This window comes from Plantactinospora sp. B5E13 (assembly GCF_039871775.1).
GTDB lineage: Bacteria > Actinomycetota > Actinomycetes > Mycobacteriales > Micromonosporaceae > Plantactinospora.
Map to the genome: position 1 here is coordinate 99,611 of NZ_JBDPLT010000001.1, position 15,881 is coordinate 115,491.

The window sequence follows — 15,881 nt, forward strand, 5'->3', positions numbered from 1 at the left end:
CGTGGTCATCCGATGCCCCATCGAGGAGTGCTCATGCTCAGGACAATCTCCCCGCTTTCCGAAAGGGCGCTGCCCCGCCGAACGCTCGCACTGCTGACATCCCTCGCCGCCGTCGCGGCGCTGCTGTCCGTCCCACAGCCCGCCGCCGCCGACCCCGGGCCCGTCGTGATCGGTGACTTCGAACAGGGCACCACCCCGTGGTTCCCGGTGACCACGGGCGGCGCCACAGCGACGCTGACGACCACCACCAACGCGCCCGCGGGCGGCACCGCAGCCGCCCGCATCCAGGCGAACGCGCCGAGCGGGACGGTCGAGATGGCGCGCGGCATCCCCTCGCTCGACCTGCGAAGACTCGACCTCTCGGTCCGCAGCGCCCAGCTGACCGGCCTGGTCCTGCGCCTCGTCGACAGCACCGGGCAGGCGCACCAGCAGACCCTCGCGCTCTCGCCCGGCACGCAGTGGCAGCAGCTGTCGGTCACCACCTTCGCGGGCGGAACCCAGTACATTCACTGGGGCGGCGCCAATGACGGCGTGTGGCACGGGCCGCTGAAGCAGATCTCACTGCTGATCGACGCGTTCCGCATCTCACCCGGCCCCGCCGTGACGCTCGACGTCGACGACGTTGTCGTCCAGGGACCACCCCCGCTCGCCATCAAGCCGACCACGCTCGGCAACGTATTCACCACCGGCGACACCGTGTCGTTCGGCGTCGACACGGCCGCCACGTCACTGCGCTGGTCGGCACGGGACGCGTACGGAGGCGTCGTCGCCACCGGCTCCGGCACCCCGGCGCAGCTCGGAAACACCATCTCCCTCGGTACGCTCGGGACCGGCTGGTACACCGTCGACATAACCGCAGTCCAGCCCGACGGCACCACCGTCAACGGCGGCACGGACGTCTCGGTACTGCCCGCGACCACTGTCCGTGAACGACGCATCGGTGCCGCGACGCACTACGGTGGCCTCTGGCCGGGCACCTCCGCGCCCCTGCTCGGAAAGGCCGGTCTCGGCTTCGCCCGCGACGAGGCGTACTGGTCGGAGGTCGAACGGGTCAGAGGCACGTACGTCTTCCCCGCCCGGGTCGAAAGCGCCACGGCTGCGCTACGCGCGACCGACGTGGACTTCCTGCAGATACTCGACTACGGCAACGCGCTCTACCACGCGGGAGAAGCACCCGCGACCGACGCCGGGCGGGCCGGCTTCGCCGGGTACGCCCAGGCATCCGTCGATCACTTCGGCACCGCACACGCGGCGTACGAGGTGTGGAACGAGTGGAACATCCGCGACGTGAACGGTCCCGCGGGGGCGACGCCGCAGAACTACGTCGCGCTGCTCGCCGCGACGGCCGCGAGAGTGAAGGCGACGCATCCGGACGCGACGCTGGCCGGGCCCGCCCTCGCGCCGATGAACGACTGGCAGGGCTGGCTCGACGGCTTCATCTCCGCCGGCGGCCTCGACCACCTCGACGCGTTCTCGACCCATCCGTACAACTTCACCGCCGAGCCGGAGACGTTCCGGACCCACGTGGCGACCCTGCGCCAGAAGTTCGCCGCGGCGGGCCACCCCGACCTGCCGATCTGGTTCACCGAGCACGGCTGGTACACGACGCCGAACCCGCCCGGCGTGACGCCTGCCGTACAGGCCCGCAACCTCGCGCGCGCACAACTGCTGAGCCTCGGCGACGGGATCGGGCGCTACACCGTCTACGACTTCAAGGACGACGGCACGAACCCGACCGATCCCGAGCACAACTTCGGGATGATCCGCAACGAGGCCGACGTTCGTGGCGCGTACGTCCCGAAGCCCGCGTTCACCGCTCAGGGCGTACTGACACGTCAGACGGCGGAGCGTCCCGTCCGCGCGGTCCTGTCGCTCGGCACCGGCCGCTACGGGGTCGAGTTCGGCCGACGTACCGGCGAGTCCGCTGACACCCGCATGCAGGCCCTGTGGGCACTGACGCCGCAGACCTGGAGCGTCCAGGCGACCGGCTCGGTAACGGTCACCAACCTCTACGGCGGTACGACCGTCGTAGAGCCCGACACCAGTGGACGGGTGCACGTCTCGGTGGGTGCGGAGCCGGTCTATCTGCGGGGCGCACTGGGCACGGTTACGACCGGCTCACCGTTCTCGCTGGCCGTGACGGGTGCCGTCGGTGGCAGCGCGCCGGATGCCACCTGGCACATCGCCAACACGGGGACGTCGGCCCGCCCCCTCTCGCTCGTCTCCGACGGGCTGACCACGCAGGCGACCGTGCCCGCCGGGGCCACGCAGGACGTCGCGGCGGCGCTCGCGCCCGCTCAGGTCGGGCAGCGCACCTGGACCGCGGTCGTACGGGAGGGAGGTCACGCGATCGGCGTCCTCACCGCTGCCGCGCAGGTTCTTCCCGCACTGCAGCTGACGGGTGAGCACGCGCTGAACGCCGCCGGCGCGGACGTGCTGCGACTACGGGTTCGCAACCGCGGCACGCATGCGGTACGCCTCGACGGCGTCACCTGGACCCTCGGCGGTTCGCAGGGAACGGTGCTCGCCGATGCGCAGGTGGCCGGCGGAGCCACGGCCGTACAGGATGTTCCACTCACCGCCTTCGGCGCGTGGTCGGCGACCGTCTCCGGACCTGCGACCGACAGCGTGAGCGGCATCGTCGTGGCGGCGAGTTCGGTGGCGGTGGACGTCCCGTACCAGACGATTCAGGTCGACGGCGTGCTGGATCCCGCCCTGAGGAACCTCCCGGCGCAGACGCTGGGGGAGGACGAGCAGGTGATCACCGGATGGCAGGGCCCGCAGGACCTCGGCGGAAGCCTGTGGATCACACACGACGACAGCCGGCTCTACCTCACGGCGCAGCTCGTCGACGACGTCCACGCGCAGCCCGCCAGGGGTACGGACATCTGGCAGGGTGACAGCCTCCAGGTCGGGTCCTCCCCCGGCTGGCCGGGCGAAGGCGGCAGGCCGGTAGGGGAGGTCGGCAGCGCCCTGACCGACGTGGGACCGGTCGACCTCACCCGGTGGCTGCCGGTGGGCGGCGGGACGGACGGCGTCACGGCCGTGGTGAAGCGGGACGAGCAGACGAAAACGACGACCTACGAGCTGGCTGCGACGTGGGCGGCGGTCGGGGTCGACCCGGCCAGTCGGATCATGGCCGCCACGATCGCGGTCAACGAGAACGACGGGTCGGGCCGCCGCGGCTGGAGCACCTGGGGCAGGGGTGTCGCCGAGGCGAAGGATCCGAGTCTGTTCCACGCCCTGCGGCTCATGCCCCCGGGCGGTGACGAGGTGGACCTGTCGACCCGGGCCCGGACGATCGACCGCCCCTGACAGCCCCCACCTGGACGGCGGCGGAGAGGCCGGCCCTCTCCGCCGCCGGCGGACCCGCCGCACCGAGGTGAGAGGTCAGAAAAGGGTCAGTTCGTCGCGCTTGATGCCGCGCAGCCGGTCGTAGTTGACCACCACGCACCGGATCCCCCGGTCGGCCGCGAGGACCCGGGCCTGCGGTTTGATCTCCTGCGCCGCGAAGACGCCGGAGACCGGCGCGAGCAACGGGTCCCGGTTGAGCAGTTCCAGGTAGCGGGTCAGCTGCTCCACCCCGTCGATCTCGCCGCGCCGCTTGACCTCCACCGCGACCGTGGCCCCGGCGCCGTCCCGGCAGAGCAGGTCGACCGGCCCGATCGCGGTCATGTACTCCCGGCGGATCAGCGTGAACCCGTCACCCAACTCGGTCGGGCTGGCGGCCAGCAACTCCTGCAGGTGCGCCTCCACACCGTCCTTGCGCAACCCGGGATCGACACCCAGCTCGTAGGACGTGTCCTGGAAGATCTCCTCCAGGGTGATCCGCAGTTCCTCGCCGGCCTTGTTGACCACCCGCCACACCCCGGGGGCCTCCTCCAGTTTGCACGGCGGGCTCATCCAGTTCAGTGGCTTGTACGCCCGGTCGTCGGCGTGGATCGAGACCGACCCGTCGGCCTTGACCATCAGCAATCGGGTCGCCAACGGCAGGTGTGCCGAGAGTCGTCCGACGTAGTCCACCGAGCACCGCGCAATCACCAACCGCACCCGACGAGGGTAGCCGAGCCCGCCGGCGACGCTCGGCGGGCCGGGCTGGCGAGTCGGTGCGATCCTGGATGCCGTGCTGGAAGCCCTCACCGGAACCGGTCTCGCCGCCTCGGCCGGACTGAACGCGTACATTCCCCTGCTCACCGTGGGCCTGCTGGCCCGCTTCAGCGACCTGGTCACCCTGCCCGGCGGCTGGCAGTGGCTCTCCAACGGCTGGGTACTGGCGATCCTGGTGGTGCTTCTCGGGATCGAGATCGTCGCCGACAAGGTGCCGGTGGTCGACCACGTCAACGATCTGGTGCAGACCGTGGTCCGGCCGACCGCCGGCGGGCTGGCGTTCGGTGCGGGTTCCGGCGCGGAGACGGTGACCGTGAGTAACCCGGGAGAGTTCTTCGGCTCCCACCAGTGGGTACCGGTCGTGGCCGGGGTGCTGATCGCGCTCGGCGTGCACGGGGTGAAGGCGGCCGCCCGACCGGTGATCAACGCCGGTACCGGCGGCATCGGCGCCCCGGTGGCGAGCACCGCCGAGGACGCGACGAGCATCCTCGCCTCGCTGGCCGCGCTCCTCTTCCCGGCCCTGGTGCTGATCTTCATCGTCGCGCTGGGCTTTTTTGTCGGGTGGATCGTCAGCCGCCGGCGGCGTCGCCGGCGGGAGCGGCAGGCGGCCCGGGCCGCCCGGGACGAGACGCTTGTCGAGTACTGACGGGGCTCGACATCGGGACACACCCGGTGTCCCCCGCTGCCGAGCCGTCACGCATAGTTGATGCCATGAGCGAGCAGGTGGCGATCTCCGTACAGGGGCTCCACAAGGCGTACGGCGGGAACGTCGCCGTGGGCGGCATCGACCTGTCGGTGTACCGGGGTGAGGTTTTTGCCCTGCTCGGGCCCAACGGCGCCGGCAAGACGACCACGGTGGAGATCCTGGAGGGCTACCGCCGTCGGGACACCGGCGAGGTCAGCGTGCTCGGCGTCGACCCGGACCGGGCGGACGCGGCCTGGCGCTCCCGGGTCGGGATCGTGCTCCAGGGCACCGGCGAGTTCGACGACCTGACCGTCGCCGAGGTGGTGCACCACTTCGCGGCGTTCTATCCGAACCCGGACGACCCGGACAAGGTCATCGACCGGGTCGGGCTGGCCGGCAAGGCACGGGCCCGGACACACACCCTCTCCGGCGGACAGAAGCGCCGGCTCGACGTCGCGCTCGGCATCGTCGGGCGCCCCGAACTGCTCTTCCTGGACGAGCCGACCACCGGCTTCGACCCGGAGGCCCGCCGCGAGTTCTGGGAGCTGATCCGCGACCTGGCCGCCGCCGGCACCACGATCGTGCTGACCACCCACTACCTGGACGAGGCCGAGTCGCTGGCCGACCGGGTCGGGGTGATCGCGGGCGGCCGGCTGGTCGAGGTGGCCACCCCCGCCCGGCTCGGCGACCGGGAAAATGCGCTGGCCACCGTCGCCTGGCGTACCCCGGACGGGACCGTGGAGCGCGCGGAGAGCGCGACGCCGACGGCGCTGGTCGCCGAACTGGCCGCGCGGTTCGGCGGCGAGGTCCCGGGCCTGACCGTGACCCGGCCCACCCTGGAAGACGTCTACCTACGGATGATCGGGCACCGATGAGCGAGCGAAGCGAGATCCGGGCATGAGCACCACCGCCACCACCCCGACCGCCGCCGCGCCGGCACCGCCGCGCGCCCGCCGGGTCGGCCCGGTCGCCCTCGCGGTCCGGCAGGGCCGGCTGGAGGTACGGCAGTTCCTGCGCAGCCGGGAGTCGGTCGTCTTCACCATGCTCTTCCCGGTGGTGATGATCCTGATCTTCGCGTCGATCTTCAAGGGCGAGATCGGCGGCGGGGTGCGGTTCACCCAGTACTTCGTCACCGGCATGATCGCCACCGGCCTGATGACCGTCGGGTTCCAGAGCCTGGCGATCCAGATCCCGATCGAACGCGACCGGGGAGTGCTCAAGCGGCTGCGCGGTACGCCGATGCCGAGGTGGGTCTACTTCGCCGGCAAGGTGATCATGGTGGCACTGATCGCCCTCGCCGAGACGGTCCTGCTGCTCGCGGTCGCGACCCTGCTCTTCGACCTCGACCTGCCCGACAGCGCCGCCCGCTGGCTCACCCTGCTCTGGGTGTCCGCGCTCGGCACCACCGCCTGCACCCTCTGCGGGATCGCCTTCTCCTCCCTGGCCCGCAGCGGACGCGGCGCCTCGGCGGTGGCCACCCCGGTCGCCCTGGTGCTCCAGTTCATCTCCGGCGTCTTCTTCGTCTTCACCGACCTGCCCACCTGGATGCAACAGGTTGCCGCGATCTTCCCGCTGAAGTGGATGTGCCAGGGGCTGCGCGCGGTCTTCCTGCCCGACACGTTCGCCGCCGCCGAACCCGCCGGCAGTTTCGAACTCGGCCGGGTCGCGATCGTCCTCGCCGTCTGGTGCGTGGTCGGTCTGGCGCTCTGCCTGACCACCTTCCGCTGGACCACCCGACGCGACGGCTGAGGTGTCGGGGAAGGCCACCTCCCGTACACCCCAGCCCGCGTCGACGGTCAGTAGGAGTAGAAGCCCTTGCCGGTCTTCCGACCCAGGTCACCGGCGGCGACCATGCGCTGGAGCAGCTCCGGCGGGAAGAACTTCTCGTCCGCGGTGTCGGTGTAGATGTTCCTCGTCGCGTTCAGCAGCACGTCCACCCCGGTCAGGTCGGTGGTGGCCAGCGGTCCCATGGCGTGACCGAAGCCGAGCCTGCAGGCGGTGTCCAGGTCCTCCGGGGAGATCACGCCGGACTCGACCAGCTTGACCGCCTCCATCACCAGGGCGGTGATCAGCCGGGTGGTGACAAAGCCGGCGATGTCCCGGTTGACCACCACCACGGTCTTGCCGATCTCCTCAGCGAAGGCCCGGACGGTGGCCAGCGTCTCGTCGCTGGTCTTGTAACCACGGACCAGTTCACAGAGCTTCATCATCGGAACCGGCGAGAAGAAGTGGGTGCCGACCACCGACTCCGGCCGCCCGGTCACCGCCGCGATCTGGGTGATCGGGATCGCCGAGGTGTTCGTCGCCAGGACCGCACCGGGCGCGCAGATCTTGTCCAGCGCCCGGAACACCTCCTGCTTGACCTCCAGCCGCTCGAAGACCGCCTCGACGACGATGTCCGCGTCCGCCGCCGCCTCCAGCTCCGTCGTCGGCTGGATCCGGGCCAGCGTCGCCTCCACGTCACCGGCCTCGATCACGCCCTTCGCGGCGAACTTCTCCAACGAGGTACGGATGCCGGCCAGTCCCCGGGCGGTGGCGGCGTCGTCGAGATCACGCAGGGTCACCCGCCAGCCCGCCTGTGCCGCGACCTGCGCGATACCCGACCCCATCAGCCCGGCTCCGATGACCGCGAGTCGACCCGCCATGTGCTCACTCCTCCGGCTGGATTGTCTTCTGGGAGCACCTTAACGCTCGCTCGGGCCGGCACTCCGGGAGCGATCCCGTACCCCGACCACCCCCGGGCCCGAGAAGCGCCGGAACCGACCGCCATCCAGCTCCGTCGCTGGCTCCCCCGGGCCATGTTTGGCACACTGCCTGTGGCCGTCGTCACGACGCGGCCGGCCCCCAGGACTGACCCGCAGGAGGACCTGTTGTTGAACCCGCCGGTCGCCGACGACATCCGGGAGGAGCCGGAGAACCCGGCCGAGGCCGGGGACGCGGACGCGGCCCGGCCCGGCGGCGCCCCGGACGCCCGCCCGGCCGGCCGGGTGACCGCCTGGGTGGAGTGGGCCCTGATCACGCTCGGCATGGTGGTGCTGGCGATCACCCCGCGCGGCGAGATGATCGGCGACGGCCTCGCCCGCTACCACGCGCTGACCGGGCTGCTCGAGCACCGCCAACTGGCGGACGACGCGTACTCGATGATCGGGCCGCTCTTCGCCACCCCGCTCTGGCTCGTCGGCCAGTGGGCCGGGGACGCCCAGCCCGTGGTGGCCCAGTACAACTTCCTGCTCTTCACGCTCGGCCTGGCAATGATCCACGCCCTGCTGCACCGGCGGATCGACGACCGACTGCTCCGTCGGTTCCTGCTGCTGCTGATCGCCGGCAGCATGATCGGCGCGCATCTGCAGGACTTCTACGGCGAGGTCTTCACCACCATGACGGTCGGCGTCGGGCTGCTCGCCGCGACGCTGCCCTGGACCGGACGCTGGACCCGGTTCGGCGGCTGGGTCGCGGTGGTGCTGGGGGTCGCCAACACCCCGGCCACCCTGCTGGCGCTCGGACTGGTCGTCGGTCTGCTCTGCCTGCGCCGGAGGCGGCTGCGGTACCTGGCGGTACCGCTGGCCGCGGTGCTCGTGATCATGGGCGAGGCGTGGCTGCGCTTCGGCAGCCCACTGCACAGTGAATACCTGGACAACGGCGGCGGCCCGACGGTCATGCCGTACTCGGGTGAGCCGGGGTTCTCCTATCCGTTCCTGCTCGGAGTCGTGGCCATCCTCTTCTCCTTCGGCCGGGGGCTGCTCTGGTTCACCCCCGGACTCTTCCTGCCGATCGGTCGACGGCTCCGGGAGGAGGGCGGGACGACCGGCGACGACGTCCGGTCGTTCTGGCTGCTGTGGACGGTTTTCGTGGCCGGCCTGGTGCTGGTCTACGCGTCCTGGTGGGCCTGGTACGGCGGCATGTACTGGGGGCCGAGGTTCTTCCTCTTCGCCATCCTGCCGGCCTGCCTGGGGCTGGCCGTCTGCCTCTGCGCCGAGCGGGCCGGGCCGTGGGCCAACCTGGCCGCCCTCGCCGCCGTCCTGCTCTCGGTCTGGGGCGCGGCCAACAGCCTGGTGTACGGGCAGGTCCGGCCCTTCGTCTGCTACGACAACAACTGGTACCTGGAAGCGCTCTGCCACTTCACCCCGGAGTACAGCGCGTTGTGGGCACCGTTGATGGAGGCGCCGCCGCTGACCGGGTTGCAGCGTCTCGCGCTCGCCGGTTACGCCCTGGTGCTGCTCTGGTTCACGGTGCCGCTGCTCGGCCGTCTGGGCCGGCAGGCCGGCACGGCCGTCCGGAACCATCCGGAACTGCTGGCCTGGCGCAACTGGCGCTGGTAGCTCCGCCGCTGTCCCGGGTACGGCGATGGAGGGTTCCGTGACCACCGCCGTACCCGGTTCAGACTCGGCGCCGGGTCAGCGGCGCCGTCGGGTCACTGCGCGGCGCGCAGCGGGGCGAGCGCGGCGCTCCAGGCCACGACCTGGTCCAGCATCATGTTCAGCGGGCCGATGTGGTACTCGGCCGGCTTGAAGACGCTGTAGTTCTCGAAGTCGGTGGCCAGCCCGAACGCCACCTGGGTCCGGACGTCCGCCATCATCAGCTCGCCGGCGATCAACCGCAGGTGCTCGACGGCCCGGGTGCCCCCGACCGAGCCGTAGCTGACGAACCCGACCGCCTTGTGGTTCCACTCGGCGAACAGGAAGTCGATCGCGTTCTTGAGCGCACCGGAGGTGGAGTGGTTGTACTCCGGAGTCACCATCACGAAGCCGTCGAACGAAGCGATCTTGGCGGCCCACTCCAGGGTGTGCGGCTGGGCGTACTGCCCCATGGACGGCGGAATCGCCTCGTCCAGGTGTGGGAGCTTGTAGTCGAGCAGGTCGACCAGCTCGTACTCCGCGTCACCGCGCTGGACCGCGTTGTCCAGCACCCAGCGGGCCACGGCCTCACCGTTGCGGCCGGGCCGGGTGCTACCGAGGATGATCCCAATCCTGGTCATACTGCTTGTTCCCTTCCAAATCTACGCAAGTTGCATGCGCTGTCGACTCAAGCAAATAGCGATTTTATTGCTTTGTCAAGCAACCGAGGTGGTAGTGTGGTTTCCATGACAGGCTCCCTGCCGCCGCTGAATCCCGAGGAGGAGGCGGTGGTCCGGGCCCTCGCCCGGGCCATCCTGGTCGTCCCCCGGGCACTCGATGCCGACCTGTCCCGGGAGCAGCGGATGTCGCTCAACGAGTACTCGGCGCTGCAGCACCTCTCGGAGGCCCCGGGCCGACAGATGCGGATGAGCGAACTCGCCGCCGCCTGTGACCTCTCGTTGAGCGGCATGACCCGAATCGTCAGCCGGCTGGAGCAGCCGGGCTACATCGTCCGGGAACGGTGCGTCGAGGACGCCCGCGGTTGGAACGCCGTCCTCACCGACGCCGGCCTGACCCGGCTGGAGCAGGCCTACCCGACCCAACTGGCGAGCGTACGGCGACACATCGTCGACCACCTCGAGGGTCTGGACCTCCGCCAGCTCGCCACCGCCCTGCAGAACCTGGCGACCACCGGAATCTGCGCGAACCATCCGGACGACGGCCGGGTTCCGCCCGCGCCACCGAGCGGGCCGGACGACAACCGGCGGGCCGCCCCGGCGAACGGCCGGGCCACCGGTCTCGCGGCCAACTCCTGACTCCCGCACCGGAGCGGCACGGGAGCGGGAGCAGCCGGCCGTCGCCGGACACCGGGCGGTCATAACGTGAACGCCGGCTCTTCCGGCGCGGTGGCCCGCTCGACCTCGACGCCGAGCGCCCGCAGGTCCGCGATGAAGTCCGGGTAGCCACGATCCACGTGGTGTACGTGGGACACCTCGGTGACGCCGTCCGCGCAGAGCCCGGCGATCACCAGGCCGGCCCCGGCCCGGATGTCGGTGGCCCGGACCGGTGCGCTGGAGAGCCGCTCCCGTCCCCGGACGACCGCGTGGTGCCCGTCGGTCTTGATGTCCGCCCCCAGCCGGGCCATCTCGTTCACGAACATGAACCGGCCGTCGAAAATATTCTCGGTGACCAGCGAGGCTCCCTCGCTGACCGAGGCCAACCCGATCGCCATCGGCAGCAGGTCGGTCGCGAATCCCGGGAACGGCAGGGTCACCACGTCGACCGCGGACGGCCGGCGGTCCAACTGCACCCGGAACGCGTCGGTCCGGGTCTCCACCAGAGCACCGGCCGAGACCAGCTTGTCCAGCGCGATCTCCAGGAAGGCCGGGCTCACCCCGGTCACCGTCACGTCGCCCCGGGTCATCGCCGCCGCGAAGGCCCAGGTGCCGCCGACGATCCGGTCGCCGACCGTGGCGTGCCGTACCGGCCGCAGCTCGGGGACACCCTCGATCCGCAGGGTGGAGGTGCCGACCCCCTCGATCCGGGCGCCCATCCGGTTCAGCATCGTGCAGATGTCAACGATCTCCGGCTCCCGGGCCGCGTTGTCGATCTCGGTCATCCCGCTGGCCAGCACCGCCGCCATCACGAGGTTCTCGGTGGCGCCGACGCTGGGGAAGTCGAGCCAGATGGTGGCGCCGTGCAGGCCCTGCGGTGCCGAGGCGATGACGAAGCCGTGTTCGCCGGAGATGTCGGCACCCATCCGGGCCAGCCCCGCCACGTGCATGTCCAGCCCTCGGGAGCCGATCGCGTCGCCGCCCGGGTGCGCCACCCGGACGTACCCCCGACGGGCCAGCAGCGGGCCGAGCACGCAGATCGAGGCGCGGAGCCGGCGTACCAGGTCGTAGTCCGCCTCGGTGCCCGGCGCCTCCGGCACGTCGATCACCACCGAACAGGAGCGGGCCCCGTCGCCGCCCGCCGCCCCGACGCCACTGCCGGTGCCGGTGCCGACCGTCGCCGGGCCCACGTCGTCGACGAACGACACCTCACAGCCGAGCCGGCGCAACACCTCGCCCATGATGGCGATGTCGGTGATCCGGGGTACGTTCGTGATCACGCTCCGTCCCGGCGCGAGCAGGGCCGCCGCCATCAGTTTGAGCGCCGAATTCTTGGCGCCGACCACGTGCACCTGGCCCGCCAGCCGGACCCCGCCACTGACTCTGATCACGTCCACGTCGCAGATCGTAGAGTCGTCGGCTCCCCCCGGCCCGGTACCGTCCGGCCAGCCCTGGACCGCTCCGGCCATCGGGTCCCCGCCCGCGCCCGGCCGGGCGGACGTGGTCGGTGCCGACATCCGTACGCTGTGCGTCATGGCCGTCCACCTCAACCGCATCTACACCAGGGCCGGCGACGCCGGCACGACCAGGCTGACCAACAACGAGAAGGTCGCGAAGACCGACCCCCGGATCACCGCGTACGCCGACGTGGACGAGTGCAACGCGGCGATCGGGGTGGCGCTGGCCCTCGGCCAGCTCGACGAGCGCCTCCGGGTGGTCCTCGGCCGGATCCAGAACGACCTCTTCGACGTCGGCGCGGACCTGTCCAATCCCGTCGAGCCGGAACCGGCGTACCCGCCGCTGCGGGTCACCCAGGAATACGTGGACCGGCTGGAGGGCTGGTGCGACGAGTTCAACGCGGAACTGGCCAAGCTCGACTCCTTCATCCTGCCCGGCGGCACTCCGGGTGCGTCGCTGCTGCACGTGGCCCGCACGATCGCCCGCCGCGCGGAACGTTCCGCGTGGGCGCTCGTCACTCATGAAGCGGATCGAACCAGTCCTCTTCCGGCAAAGTATCTCAACCGGCTCTCGGATCTGCTCTTCATCCTGGCAAGAACGGCAAATCCGAACGGCGATGTGCTATGGGTCCCCGGTGGCGAGCGTTGACCCCGTCCCACCGGTAGGCGGACTGCACCACGTCGAGATCTGGGTACCGGCGCTGGACCGTGCCGTGACGAGCTGGGGCTGGCTCCTCGGCGAACTCGGCTGGACCCCGTTCCAGGACTGGCCGGCCGGGCGGTCCTGGCGACTCGGCCACACCTACCTGGTGTTGGAGGAGTCGCCGGCGCTGTCCTCCCGCCGGCACGACCGGCTCGCCCCGGGCCTCAACCACCTGGCCTTCCACGCCGGCCCGCCCGCCGTCGTGGACCGGCTGGTCGCCGAAGCCCCGGCGTACGGCTGGACGTTGCTCTTCGCCGACCGCCACCCGTACGCCGGCGGGCCGGACAACTACGCCGGCTACCTGGCCGACGGGGCCGGGTTCGAGGTGGAACTCTGCGCCACGGTCCCCACCGGCGGTCACTGACCAGCGCCGGCCAGGCGCCGGTGGTGGCCCGGCCGGGTCCGGCCGCCGTCGTCACCCCGGCAGGTCAACGTGCCGTGCCGTCGTCACCCCGGCAGGTCGGCGTGCTGTCGTCACTCCGGCAGGTCAACGTGCCGGCTGCGGGTCGGCGTCGTCACCGGCGCCGTCGTCACCGGCCCCGTCCCACCCCGGGCCGAGGTGGCCGGAATCCCGACCGGACCCGGTCCGGACCCGGCCGTCGGGATCGACCGGACGGAACTCGTCGTCGACCAGCCCGAGCCGGTGCGCGACCACCGCCGCCTGCACCCGGTTGCGCAGCCCCAGCTTCTCCATCGCCGCCGAGACGTGCGTCTTGACCGTGGTCACGCCCAGGTGCATCCGGGCGGCGATCTCGGCGTTGGAGAGGCCAGCGCCGACCAGGGCCAGCACCTCACGCTCCCGTACGCTGAGCAGCCGGCGCGCCGACGGCCGGGCGTTGTCGGCCTCCCGCTCGGTCTCCTGGTGGTGTGCCCGCAACGCCCGGCTGACGATCCGGGACAGCACCGCCGAGGCCAGCAGCGGTTCGCCCCGGGCGGCCCGGCCGACCGCGTCGACCAGGTCCTCCGGAGCACCGTCCTTGACCAGGTAGCCGATCGCGCCGGCACCGAGCGCCCCGTAGATGTTGGCGTCGTCGGCGAAGGTGGTGAGGACCAGCACCCGGGTGGCGGGATGCTGGTCGAGGATCCGCCGGGTCGCCTCGATGCCGTCCATCCGGGGCATCCGCAGGTCCATCAGCACCACGTCCGGGCGAAGCCGTTCGGCGAGCCGGACCGCCTCCCGGCCGTCGCCGGCCTCGCCGACGATGTCGAAGCCGCCGGCGGTCCGCAGCAACAGGGTGACCCCGGCCCGGACCAGGGCCTGGTCGTCCACCACGAGGACCCGGATCATCGCCCCGCCCGGCCGCTCTGGTCGGTCCGGATCGGCCGGCACGTCGTCTTCTCCCGGATCGGCAGGTGGGCGGAGAGGCGCCAGCCACCGGCGCTGGTGGGGCCGGCCCGCAGGGTGCCGCCGAGCAGGCGTACGCGTTCCCGCATGCCGGCCAGCCCGTGCCCGGAGGGCGGGAGCAGGTTCGGTCGGGGATGCTCCGGACCGGTGTCGAGGACCTCGACCAGCAGGCCGGTGTCGTCGGGCCGGACGTCGACCGAGGCACTCGCCCCCGGCCCGGCGTGCTTCAGCGTGTTCGTCAGCCCCTCCTGGACGACCCGGGCGGCGGTGGTCCGTACCACCAGCGGGGCGTCGCCGATGTCGCTGGCCAGACTCATGCTGACCGCCACCCCGGCCGCCCGTACCCGCTGTTCGACGTCGGTGATCAACTGCTCCGGCTCGATCGGCGGGCCACCCGCGGTGACCGCGTCCGGATCCCGCAGCACCTCGAGCAACGCCCGCAGTTCGTCCAGCACCTGTCCGGCGGTGATCCGCAGTTCACCGAGCGCCTGCACCGCGTCGTCGACCCGACCGGTACGCCGGGCCGCGTACTGGGCCGCGCCCGCCTGCAGCGCGATGGCGCCGACGTGGTGCGCGACGATGTCGTGCAGGTCCCGGGCGATCGCCGCCCGCTCGGCCAACCGGGCCGCCCGGGTCTGGACCTCCTGCCGTGCCTCGGCCTCGCGGGCCCGTTCCTCGGCCGCCTGGGCGGCCCGGCGCAGCCCGCCCAGGTAGCGGGCCAGGGCGACCGGGGCGACGGCGATCCCGGCGAAGCCGGCGAGCTGGACGAAGCCCTGCTGTCCGGGGAGCAGTCCCTCGCTGCCCGGTCCGATCAGGTGCACCAGCGAGGCCCCGTACGCCAGACCGAGCGCCACCGTGGCCGTCGGCCAGTTGGCGGTGTACGCGATCAACCCCAGTGCGATCAGTGAACCGCACTGCGCGACGTCGCCGCTCAACGGCTCGGTCCAGTTGGCGGTCGCGAGCAGCAGGCACTCCACCACCAGCACCGGCCACGGCCAGCGGCGGACCGCCAGCAGGGCCAGCCCGGCGGTCAGCGAGACGACCAGGGCGAGCGGTTCACTCTGCACCACCGGCCAGCCGATCTTGACCAGGCCCAGGCTGCCGCCGAGAAGTCCCATCAGCACGTCTGGCCACCATCTTCGCGGTTCCCGCACCCGGCAACGATACGGAGGCGCGGGCGGAGCAGCTACTCCTGCCACCGGCCGTGCCGCCTCCTCCGAGTGGCCGGTATACCGGCCGTCCGTACGACCTCGGAGATGACCCGGTTCGCCTAGCTTCGGACCGTGCCCACCGAGATGATCTCGTTTCTGACACAGTTCGCGCGCAACCCGCTGGCGGTCGGCGCGGTCGCGCCGAGCAGTCTGCCGCTCGCCGAGCGGATCACCGCCACCATTCCGCGTACCGGTCAGCCGCTGGTCGTCGAACTCGGACCGGGCACCGGGTCGTTCACCAGGATGATCCAGCAGCGGCTCGCCGGTCAGGGTCGGCACCTCGCGCTCGAGATCAATCCGATGTTCGCGGACCTGCTGGCACGCCGGCATCCGGAGGTCGACGTGCTGGAGGCCGACGCCGGGTCGGTCGCCCGGCTGCTCGCCGAGCGGAACCTGCCCCGGGCCGAGGTGATCGTCAGCGGTCTGCCCTGGGCCGTCTTCACCGCCGAGCGGCAGCGGGAGATCCTGGTCGCGGTCGTCTCGGCGCTCGCCGACGACGGCGTCTTCACCACCTTCGCCTACCAGCACGCCCGGTGGGCGCCACCGGCCCGGCGACTGCACCGGATGCTGCGGGAACTCTTCGAGGAGGTGGTGGTCGGGGGCACGGTGTGGGCGAACCTGCCGCCGGCGGTGGTCTACCACTGTCGCCGCCCGATCCGGCAGCACACCGGGGTCTCCTGACCGTTCCGGTCGGCAGCGCGCTGG

Annotated in this window: 15 protein-coding genes; 9 read left to right on the forward strand and 6 right to left on the reverse strand. The window is 71.5% G+C overall.

The genetic code is table 11. The features are described 5' to 3' along the window. Positions 1–33 precede the first annotated feature (33 nt). The gene (locus ABGB05_RS00450) at positions 34–3,315 is read left to right on the forward strand and encodes a glycosyl hydrolase (protein ID WP_347651057.1); all 3,282 of its coding nucleotides are present in this window, start codon (positions 34–36) and stop codon (positions 3,313–3,315) included. Between the two features lie 75 nt (positions 3,316–3,390). Here ABGB05_RS00450 and nucS read toward each other — a convergent pair whose 3' ends face one another. After that, complete coding sequence (nucS, locus tag ABGB05_RS00455) at positions 3,391–4,050, reverse strand: endonuclease NucS (protein WP_347651058.1); 660 nt, start codon at positions 4,048–4,050, stop codon at positions 3,391–3,393. A gap of 73 nt (positions 4,051–4,123) precedes the next feature. On the opposite strand from nucS, the gene ABGB05_RS00460 reads away from it, so the two are divergent. The 3 genes from ABGB05_RS00460 (at position 4,124) to ABGB05_RS00470 (ending at position 6,541) form a co-directional block, all read left to right on the forward strand. Continuing rightward, the gene (locus tag ABGB05_RS00460; RefSeq protein ID WP_347651059.1) at positions 4,124–4,753 is read left to right on the forward strand and encodes a DUF4126 domain-containing protein; all 630 of its coding nucleotides are present in this window, start codon (positions 4,124–4,126) and stop codon (positions 4,751–4,753) included. Between the two features lie 65 nt (positions 4,754–4,818). Further along, entirely contained in the window at positions 4,819–5,667 is an 849-nt protein-coding gene (locus ABGB05_RS00465) for an ABC transporter ATP-binding protein (RefSeq protein WP_347651060.1), read from the forward strand. A gap of 22 nt (positions 5,668–5,689) precedes the next feature. Further along, positions 5,690–6,541 carry an ABC transporter permease gene (locus ABGB05_RS00470; RefSeq protein ID WP_347651061.1) on the forward strand — a complete coding sequence of 284 codons (852 nt, stop codon included), beginning with the start codon at positions 5,690–5,692 and terminating at the stop codon, positions 6,539–6,541. 47 nt (positions 6,542–6,588) lie between these two features. Here ABGB05_RS00470 and ABGB05_RS00475 read toward each other — a convergent pair whose 3' ends face one another. Beyond that, on the reverse strand, positions 6,589–7,437 hold the full coding sequence (locus ABGB05_RS00475) for a 3-hydroxyacyl-CoA dehydrogenase family protein (protein WP_347651062.1): 849 nt from the start codon (positions 7,435–7,437) through the stop codon (positions 6,589–6,591). A gap of 225 nt (positions 7,438–7,662) precedes the next feature. Between ABGB05_RS00475 and ABGB05_RS00480 the strand changes: the two genes are divergently transcribed. Beyond that, entirely contained in the window at positions 7,663–9,111 is a 1,449-nt protein-coding gene (locus ABGB05_RS00480; protein WP_347651063.1) for a hypothetical protein, read from the forward strand. Between the two features lie 92 nt (positions 9,112–9,203). Here the strand turns inward: ABGB05_RS00480 and ABGB05_RS00485 are convergent, their stop codons facing one another. Further along, a complete protein-coding gene (locus ABGB05_RS00485; RefSeq protein WP_347651064.1) occupies positions 9,204–9,767 on the reverse strand; it encodes an NAD(P)H-dependent oxidoreductase in 564 nt (187 codons plus the stop codon). Between the two features lie 105 nt (positions 9,768–9,872). Here ABGB05_RS00485 and ABGB05_RS00490 point away from each other — a divergent pair, with 105 nt between their 5' ends. After that, positions 9,873–10,442: a MarR family winged helix-turn-helix transcriptional regulator gene (locus ABGB05_RS00490; protein ID WP_347651065.1), complete on the forward strand. Its 570-nt coding sequence runs from the start codon at positions 9,873–9,875 to the stop codon at positions 10,440–10,442. A 59-nt stretch (positions 10,443–10,501) separates the two neighbouring features. On the opposite strand, the gene murA is transcribed toward ABGB05_RS00490, so the two are convergent. Continuing rightward, entirely contained in the window at positions 10,502–11,929 is a 1,428-nt protein-coding gene (gene murA / locus ABGB05_RS00495; RefSeq protein WP_347651338.1) for a UDP-N-acetylglucosamine 1-carboxyvinyltransferase, read from the reverse strand. 64 nt (positions 11,930–11,993) lie between these two features. Between murA and ABGB05_RS00500 the strand changes: the two genes are divergently transcribed. Together ABGB05_RS00500 and ABGB05_RS00505 are read left to right on the forward strand one after the other, a co-directional pair. Beyond that, positions 11,994–12,566 carry a cob(I)yrinic acid a,c-diamide adenosyltransferase gene (locus tag ABGB05_RS00500; RefSeq protein WP_347651066.1) on the forward strand — a complete coding sequence of 191 codons (573 nt, stop codon included), beginning with the start codon at positions 11,994–11,996 and terminating at the stop codon, positions 12,564–12,566. Then, complete coding sequence (locus ABGB05_RS00505) at positions 12,553–12,984, forward strand: VOC family protein (RefSeq protein WP_347651067.1); 432 nt, start codon at positions 12,553–12,555, stop codon at positions 12,982–12,984. Before ABGB05_RS00500 ends, ABGB05_RS00505 begins: the two co-directional genes overlap by 14 nt. A 123-nt stretch (positions 12,985–13,107) precedes the next feature. Here the strand turns inward: ABGB05_RS00505 and ABGB05_RS00510 are convergent, their stop codons facing one another. Together ABGB05_RS00510 and ABGB05_RS00515 are read right to left on the reverse strand one after the other, a co-directional pair. Further along, positions 13,108–13,908, reverse strand: coding sequence for a response regulator transcription factor (locus ABGB05_RS00510; RefSeq protein WP_347651068.1), 801 nt, complete (start codon positions 13,906–13,908; stop codon positions 13,108–13,110). After that, a complete protein-coding gene (locus ABGB05_RS00515; RefSeq protein ID WP_347651339.1) occupies positions 13,905–15,083 on the reverse strand; it encodes a histidine kinase in 1,179 nt (392 codons plus the stop codon). The genes ABGB05_RS00510 and ABGB05_RS00515 overlap by 4 nt, the downstream gene beginning before the upstream one ends. A gap of 165 nt (positions 15,084–15,248) precedes the next feature. On the opposite strand from ABGB05_RS00515, the gene ABGB05_RS00520 reads away from it, so the two are divergent. Continuing rightward, a complete protein-coding gene (locus ABGB05_RS00520; RefSeq protein ID WP_347651069.1) occupies positions 15,249–15,857 on the forward strand; it encodes an SAM-dependent methyltransferase in 609 nt (202 codons plus the stop codon). Positions 15,858–15,881 lie beyond the last annotated feature (24 nt).

Excerpts from the sequence above, each read along its gene's own strand:
- ABGB05_RS00450 (WP_347651057.1), top strand. The coding sequence starts at position 34 with ATGCTCAGGACAATCTCCCCGCTTTCCGAAAGGGCGCTGCCCCGCCGA.
- ABGB05_RS00465 (WP_347651060.1), top strand. The coding sequence starts at position 4,819 with ATGAGCGAGCAGGTGGCGATCTCCGTACAGGGGCTCCACAAGGCGTAC.
- ABGB05_RS00470 (WP_347651061.1), top strand. The coding sequence starts at position 5,690 with ATGAGCACCACCGCCACCACCCCGACCGCCGCCGCGCCGGCACCGCCG.
- ABGB05_RS00475 (WP_347651062.1), bottom strand. The coding sequence starts at position 7,437 with ATGGCGGGTCGACTCGCGGTCATCGGAGCCGGGCTGATGGGGTCGGGT.
- ABGB05_RS00485 (WP_347651064.1), bottom strand. The coding sequence starts at position 9,767 with ATGACCAGGATTGGGATCATCCTCGGTAGCACCCGGCCCGGCCGCAAC.
- ABGB05_RS00490 (WP_347651065.1), top strand. The coding sequence starts at position 9,873 with ATGACAGGCTCCCTGCCGCCGCTGAATCCCGAGGAGGAGGCGGTGGTC.
- murA (WP_347651338.1), bottom strand. The coding sequence starts at position 11,929 with ATGGCCGGAGCGGTCCAGGGCTGGCCGGACGGTACCGGGCCGGGGGGA.
- ABGB05_RS00500 (WP_347651066.1), top strand. The coding sequence starts at position 11,994 with ATGGCCGTCCACCTCAACCGCATCTACACCAGGGCCGGCGACGCCGGC.
- ABGB05_RS00510 (WP_347651068.1), bottom strand. The coding sequence starts at position 13,908 with ATGATCCGGGTCCTCGTGGTGGACGACCAGGCCCTGGTCCGGGCCGGG.
- ABGB05_RS00515 (WP_347651339.1), bottom strand. The coding sequence starts at position 15,083 with ATGGGACTTCTCGGCGGCAGCCTGGGCCTGGTCAAGATCGGCTGGCCG.